Here is a 6839-nt window from a genome sequence, read left to right as displayed (position 1 = left end):
CCCGAGAGGTCCGGGCCGGACGCCACCGCCGTGTCACTGTCCGCCGGGGCCCTTCGGGTGGCCGCCGCCCATCAGGCCCCGCAGGCGCTCCAGCTCGCGCCGGTCGCGCTTGGTCGGGCGGCCCGCGCCGCGATCGCGGATGCCCGCCGGGGCGAAGGCCTCGCGGGGCTGCGGGGGAGGGGAGTTGTCGACGTAGCAGGCGGCCGCCACGGGGGCGCCGACGCGCTTGCGGATCAGCCGCGTGACGATCACCACCCGCTCCCGGCCCTCGTGCCGAAGGCGCACCTCGTCGCCGATGCGGACGGTGTGGGAGGGCTTCACGTTCTGCCCGTTCACCCGCACATGCCCGCCCTTGCAGGCCGTGGCGCCGAGAGAACGGGTCTTGATCAGGCGTACGGCCCAGATCCAGCTGTCGATCCGCACACTCTCGCCGTCCGCCGGGCCGGCCGCCTCGGCGGCGGCGATCGCGGCGGCGACCTTCGGGTCGACGGCGGGCCCGGCCGCCTGCGCGTCGGCGGCGCCCTGCCCGCTCGTCTCCTCGTCACCTTCGGAAGCCATGCCCCCGACCTTAGCCTTCCCGCGCGGATGCGCCCGGCGGTTTTCCGCCCCCGTCCCGTGGGTGCCCCGCCGCGGCCCCGGAGGGCGGCGCCGTACCGTTGTGGCATGGACAGCCTGGCCGATCTCGACAACCGCGTCGCCGAGTGCCGCGCCTGTCCCCGGCTCGTGGAGTGGCGCGAGGAGGTGGGCCGGACCAAGCGCGCGGCCTTCCAGGACTGGACGTACTGGGCGCGGCCGGTGCCCGGCTTCGGGCCCGCCGACGCCCCGCTGCTGATCATCGGGCTGGCTCCCGCCGCCCACGGCGGCAACCGCACCGGCCGCATGTTCACCGGCGACCGGTCCGGGGACGTGCTGTACCAGGCGCTGTACGACGTGGGGCTGGCGAACCGGCCCACCGCGGTGAGCACGGACGACGGGCTCGCCCTGCACGGCGTGCGCATCACCTCGCCCGTGCACTGCGCCCCGCCCGAGAACAAGCCCACACCCGGGGAACGGGACACCTGCCGGCCCTGGCTGGTGCAGGAGCTCACGATCCTGCGGCCGGTCCTGCGCGCGGTCGTGGTGCTCGGGGCCTTCGGCTGGCAGGCCGCGCTGCCCGCGTTCGCCGAGGCGGGCTGGACGGTGCCCCGGCCGCGGCCTGTCTTCGGGCACGGCACGCGCGTACCGCTCGACGGCATCGGACACGGCATCGACCTCTTCGGCTGCTTCCACGTCAGCCAGCGCAACACCTTCACCGGGAAGCTCACCCCCGAGATGCTGCGGGACGTGCTGCGCACCGCGGGTGAGGCGGCGGGACTGCCGGTGAAATGAGGGAGCGACGGCGGCCGGGCACGGTTTACGGTCGCCGGATGCCCCTCTATCCGGAGACCGAACCGTACGACCACGGCATGCTCGACGTCGGCGACGGCAACCGCGTGTACTGGGAGACCTGCGGCAACCCGGACGGCAAGCCCGCGCTCGTGCTGCACGGCGGGCCCGGATCCGGCTGCTCGCCCTACTTCCGGCGCCTGTTCGACCCCGCCGCCTACCGGATCGTGCTGCTCGACCAGCGCGGCTGCGGGCGCTCCACCCCGCACGCGAGCGCGTACGACACGGACATGAGCGTCAACACGACCTCTCATGTCATCGCCGATCTGGAGCTGCTGCGGCGGCACTTGGGGATCGGGCGCTGGCTGGTGTGGGGCGTGTCGTGGGGGTCGGTGCTGGGGCTGCGGTACGCGCAGACGCATCCGGGGCCGGTGTCCGAGCTCGTGCTGACGGGTGTGGCGACCGGCTCCAACCCCGAAGTGGCCTTGCTGACCAGGGGACTTGGGCGCGTCTTCCCGGCGGCCTTCGAGGAGTTCCTGGCCGAGCTGCCCGCCGGTGACCGCGACGGGAACCTGGCGCTCGCGTGCAACCGGCTGATCGAGTCGCCCGACCCGGAGGTCCGGGCACGGGCTGCGCGGGCCTGGACCGACTGGGAGACGGCCATGATCCCCGCGCCGCCCCGGTCGGTCGCGCGGTACGAGGACGACGCGTTCCGCATGGGCTTCGCCCGCACCGTCACCCACTACTGGGGCAACGACCACTTCCTGGGCGAGGGCAACGACGAAGGCGTGGTCCTGCGCGACGCACCCCTGCTGAAGGACGTCCCGGGCACCCTCGTCCAGGGCAGCCTCGACTTCGGCAACCTCCTCGGCATCGTCTGGCGGCTCCATCACGCCTGGCCCGGCAGCGAGTTGGTGGTCGTGGACGACGTCGGGCACACCCTGGGGGCGCCCGGCATGGAGGAGGCGCTGGTCGCCGCGGCCGACAAGTACGTGCTCAGTTCGCGCCGTTGACCTCGGGCCCGGTCGGCAGCGGCAGGTTGCGCAGATAGAACTGGGCCAGATCGTCCCACCTCCTGCGCTCCGCGGCGGGGTCGGCCACCGCGTCGAGCCCCAGGTGGCGCGGCAGTTCATGGCGGTGCAGGTCGAAGGTGACGGCGACCTCCTGGCCGTAGGCCGTCGCCGTGTGGAGGGCCGCGCGGTAGGCGCCCCAGGCCAGCGGCCAGGCCAGGAGCGTGAGCGCGGTCAGCGGTCCGGGGCCGCCCGTGGCCAGCAGGACGAGGGGCCAGACGGTGCCGAAGGCCATGGCCAGGCCGAGCAGGGTGACCGTGGAGTCCAGGGCGGTGCGCGCGGCGGCGACCCGGGCCGTGGCCTCCGCCGGGACCAGCGGCACGAGCCGGGGCCAGATGACCACCGCGTCGATCCCGTACCGTTCCAGCGGGTAGAACTCGGCGGCGCGCAGCCGGTTTCCGAGGGCCGTGGGCAGGCATCCGTCGGCCAGGCGCGGCCGCGGCGGGTAGGCCGTCAGCAGACGGGTCGCCAGGGCCGAGCCCCTGAGCCGGGCCCCTTCCGCGTGCAGGTCGGCCACCCGCTGCCACAGCGCCTCGGCCCTGCGCCGGTGGTGAGCGGTGCGGCGCTCGCGCACGCCGCGCACCGGCGCCGTCTCCGGCCAGTAGCCCTCCAGGAGCTTGAGGAACGGCAGGTGGAACAGGGCCAGCAGATAGGCCGCCGCGACCAGGCCGAGCAGCACGCACAGGGCCGCGAGCAGCTGCCCGGAGGGGCTGTAGCGCTGCCAGGCCCTGAGGGCGTCGCCCGGTGTGCTGCCGGTGGCGGCGAGCGCGACACCGCCCGAGGCGCCCGCGGCGACGAGCACGGGCAGCAGGACGGCCAGCAGGAAGCGCGAGCCCAGGACGCGTTCGGCGGCGCCGAGTCCGACTTCGAGGAGCGTGTTCACCCGGCCGACCGGACCATCGGGTCGCCGTGGCTGCAGCGGGGCGGGGCCAGCGGGTCGTAGTAGTCGACGACCTGCTCCTCGCCGTGCGCGTCGCAGCGGAAGACCAGCGTGGTGAGGGGCTGCCCGGGAAGTCCGGCCGGCGCCCAGGCGTCCCGGTCCGCCGCCACGTCCTCCGGCGGACCGGCCGGTGAGGTGTCCGGCGCCCTCTCGGGGGACTCGGGACGGTCTTCGGCCTCGCTCATCGCCGTGCGCTCCTCACTCGGTGGTACCTGCTCTTCCATGGTGGTCATGGCCCGCCGGCACGTCCTCACAGCCCGCCCAGCACTGTGAAGGCGCCCCACAGCCCGGGATGGGCGAACCGCGGGTCGGCCAGCAGCGCCAGCTGGGCGCTGCGCACCGCCTCGCCCACCTCCCGCCCGGGCCGGGCGAGTTCGCCGTAGAGGACGGAGTTGAAGGCGAGCGCGGCGTCGTCGCGGACGGGCCACGGCGGTGCCACGACGATCTCCGTCCCGGCCGCGAGGAACGAGGCGGCGAGGCCCTCGCCCTCGCCGCCGAGGTGACGGCGTTCCGCGCCGGCCCGGCAGCCGCTGAGGTTGACCAGCCGGGGCGCGGCCGGGGCCGCGGCGACCTCGAAGGCGAACAGGGGGCGGTCGGCGAGCAGGATGCGGGCCATGTTCGGGTGCTCGGCGGCGAAGGCCGCGTGCCCGGCGAGATGCAGCACGTCGCAGGAGACGACGGCGTCCAGGACCGCCGAGGCGGTGGCCCGTTCGTCGTGCAGCACACCGGCCGCGGGGAACGCCGTGCGGACGGCCTCGGCCTCGGTCCGCAGCATCGTGAGCGGAGGCAGCAGCTCGTACGCGGGGTGCTCGACCGCGGCGAACACGGCGCGCGGCGCGCCCGGCCGCCGGGGCCGTGCGGGCCGGGTCCCCGCCCCGGCCGATGCCAGCAGCCCGAGCGACGGGAGCGACCGTACCTCGGCGTGGTGCACCAGGGGTCTGCCGCGGAACGGCGCCGCGTGGAAGGGGAAGTCGGCGAGCGGTCCCTGCGCCGTGACGAACACGCGCGACGCGCCGGCCAGCAGGTCGGCCACGGGGGCCAGGAGCGCCTCGCCGAGCCGGTGCACGGCCGCCGGTCCGCTGCGGCTCAGGCACTCCTCGAGCGCGGGCGCCACCAGCTTCTCCAGGCGGTCGGCGGGCAGTTCGGCCGTACGGGACACGACGGTGCCGTCCGCGACGGCGAGGACGACGAGCTCGTTCTGCGACGACCGGGCGTAGGCCAGGGCGAGTTCGCCGGGTCCGACGGCCCGCGGGATCGCCCGGGTCAGCTCCGCGACGGTCAGCGGGGTCCGCTCCCCGCTGTCCTGCGGGCCGTGCAGGAGCGCGTCGCGCGCCTCCAGGAGGATGCGGGCCCGGTCGTCGTGCACGGTCAGCATCCCGGCGTCGCCCGCCACCGCGGCCCGCGTGGCCCGGAGCGCGAGCGCGTGGATCTCCTGGTCCAGGGGGCGCAGCGCCGCGGGCGCGGGCCCCTCGGGGCGCCGCGGCCGGCGGCCGGTCATCGCGGCGAGCAGACCGGCGGCGAGCTCGGGGCGGCCCAGGTGCAGTGCGGCGCCGGTCGCCTTGCCGAACAGCTCGACGCTGTTCTCCAGATAGTGGGTCCGCACGGGCAGGGAGGCCGTGGCGGCGTCCGCGAACCGGGCGTCGACCGCGTCGGTCAGCACCTCGACCGCTTCCGCGCTCCTGTCCTGCAGGAGGCGTAACTCGCCGGTGGTGGCGAGGAGTTCGTACCGGTCCGGAGCGGCGTCCGGATCCTGGCGCCAGTCCTCGAGCGCGGACTCCGCCTCGTCGAGGAACCCGATCCGCATCAGCGCCCGCACGCGCCGGAAGTGCAGCGTCGCCGTGATGTGCGCGTGCCCCAGGGCCGGCCGCCCGGCCGTTTCGGCACGCCCGGCCGCGTCGGCACGCCCGGCCGTTTCGGCAGGGGGCAGGCCACGGCCGATCCGCTGTCCGGCCTCGGCGTGCAGCAGAGACTGCTCGTACAGGCCGATCGAGCCCATGACGAGGGCGAGCCGGGCGTGCGCGGCGCGCAGCCCGTGCCGGTCGCCCTCGTCCTCCAGCAGCGCGCGGCCGCGTTCGTACGCCGTCAGGGCGTCCGGGTTCCTGCGGCAGCGCTCCAGCGCCCGGCCCAGCTCCAGGTAGGCGCGGCCCTCATGGCGGCGCAGCCCCTTGCCGCGGAACGTGCCGAGGGCGGTCAGGGCGAGCCGCAGATGACGCCGGGAGTCGGCGTCGGCGCGCTGGGGGTTGCCGCCGAGCGCGGCCAGCACCTGCGCCCCGAACGCGGGCGTCGGGCCGTACCGGCCGAGGGGGTCCACGGCCTCCCAGGCCGCGGCGAAGACCAGGTCGAAGCTCAGGGTCGAGCCGACGCCGAGGTCGTGGAGGAAGCTCGTCGGGATCAGGAACACCGGCTCCACCATGAACGGCAGGGTCAGCGAGTCCTCGCCCAGGTGCAGAGTGACGAACTCGTCCTGGCCGGCGCCCGCGCCCGCGAAGAAGTCGTCGAAGACCGTCCCGGCTTCCCGCGCCCCGCCGCTCATCGGCCACCTCCGCGCCGCTCCAGGCACTCGGCGGCAGCCCGCGCCAGCTCGGCCTGCTCCCCGGCGCCGGCCATCGCCAGGGCGGCGGCGAGCGCCTGCCACAGGTCCGGGTCGGTCTCCAGCCACACCACGTCGAACAGCGCGAGCTCGCGCAGGGCGGCGAAGTCCCCTGCCGCGAGGGCCGCCCGGCGGGCGGGGCCGCGGGCCACCAGCTCCGCCTCGGTCGGCATCTCCTCGTCCACCAGCCGGTGCAGCAGCTCCTTGCACAGGCCCGTGGGGTCGCCCGGCCAGTCCGGCAGGGCCAGCAGGGCGGCCACATGGCCGCGGTGGCCCAGGAAGACGGCCCGCCGGGCCAGGGCGAGCACCCGCAGCAGGTGCTCGCCCGCCCCGGACGGCGCGGGCGAGCGCACGACCACGGAGAACGCCAGCTCGGGCCGTTCCAGGTGGTCGTAGCAGTGCGCGAGCACCTCGGCGGCGAAGCCGATCAGGGGGTCCTCGGGGCGGAGCGCGACGACCTGGGCGGCCTCGGCGGCGAGCGGTCGCGGCGGGACTCCCGTGACCATGCCGTACAGGGCGGCCGTGGCGGCCAGGTGCGTCACGTGCTCGCGCAGGGCGTCCTCGACGGCGCGCCCGTCGTCGGTGTCGCCGGCCGCGATCCCGAACTCGGCGGCGCGCAGCCAGCGCACGCCCCGCGCCGTCTCCCGGCGCAGCAACTCCCGGGCCTCGTCCGGTGGGAGGCGGGCCGCCCGGTCTCGGACGGCGGTGGTGCTGAGCCGCAGACTCTCCTCGGCGTCCTCGCCGGAGCCGTCGGTGAGCGCCTCGGCGAGCAGCGACTCCAGCAGCAGGGACTCGGCCTCGTACCCGTTCTCGCCGCGAATCCCTGAACGGTCCGGCTCATCCCCCATGCAGGCAGCGTACCCGTGAACTCCGG

Annotated in this window: 7 protein-coding genes; 2 read left to right on the top strand and 5 right to left on the bottom strand. The window is 75.7% G+C overall.

Annotation, left to right across the window (positions count from 1 at the left end; genetic code table 11):
* Window positions 1-33: 33 nt before the first annotated feature.
* Window positions 34-558 carry an RNA-binding S4 domain-containing protein gene (locus ACFU97_RS19795; protein WP_384258022.1) on the bottom strand — a complete coding sequence of 175 codons (525 nt, stop codon included), beginning with the start codon at window positions 556-558 and terminating at the stop codon, window positions 34-36.
* A 105-nt stretch (window positions 559-663) separates the two neighbouring features.
* On the opposite strand from ACFU97_RS19795, the gene ACFU97_RS19790 reads away from it, so the two are divergent.
* Window positions 664-1368 (top strand): uracil-DNA glycosylase, encoded by a 705-nt coding sequence (locus tag ACFU97_RS19790; protein WP_384258020.1) that lies wholly within the window; start codon window positions 664-666, stop codon window positions 1366-1368.
* A gap of 38 nt (window positions 1369-1406) precedes the next feature.
* Complete coding sequence (pip, locus tag ACFU97_RS19785) at window positions 1407-2378, top strand: prolyl aminopeptidase (RefSeq protein WP_384258017.1); 972 nt, start codon at window positions 1407-1409, stop codon at window positions 2376-2378.
* On the opposite strand, the gene ACFU97_RS19780 is transcribed toward pip, so the two are convergent.
* The 4 genes from ACFU97_RS19780 to ACFU97_RS19765 all read right to left on the bottom strand — a co-directional run bounded on the left by ACFU97_RS19780 (window position 2362) and on the right by ACFU97_RS19765 (window position 6813).
* Window positions 2362-3318 carry a hypothetical protein gene (locus ACFU97_RS19780; protein WP_384258015.1) on the bottom strand — a complete coding sequence of 319 codons (957 nt, stop codon included), beginning with the start codon at window positions 3316-3318 and terminating at the stop codon, window positions 2362-2364. The genes pip and ACFU97_RS19780 overlap by 17 nt on opposite strands.
* Window positions 3315-3560 (bottom strand): hypothetical protein, encoded by a 246-nt coding sequence (locus tag ACFU97_RS19775; protein WP_384258013.1) that lies wholly within the window; start codon window positions 3558-3560, stop codon window positions 3315-3317. The genes ACFU97_RS19780 and ACFU97_RS19775 overlap by 4 nt, the downstream gene beginning before the upstream one ends.
* A 65-nt stretch (window positions 3561-3625) precedes the next feature.
* Window positions 3626-5908, bottom strand: a complete 2283-nt coding sequence (locus ACFU97_RS19770; RefSeq protein ID WP_384258010.1) for a CHAT domain-containing protein — start codon at window positions 5906-5908, stop codon at window positions 3626-3628.
* On the bottom strand, window positions 5905-6813 hold the full coding sequence (locus ACFU97_RS19765) for a hypothetical protein (RefSeq protein ID WP_384258008.1): 909 nt from the start codon (window positions 6811-6813) through the stop codon (window positions 5905-5907). Before ACFU97_RS19765 ends, ACFU97_RS19770 begins: the two co-directional genes overlap by 4 nt.
* Between the last annotated feature and the right edge of the window lie 26 nt (window positions 6814-6839).

The sequence above is a fragment of the Streptomyces sp. NPDC057616 genome, from assembly GCF_042800575.1.
GTDB lineage: Bacteria > Actinomycetota > Actinomycetes > Streptomycetales > Streptomycetaceae > Streptomyces.
This window is presented reverse-complemented; position numbering and strand designations above follow the sequence as displayed.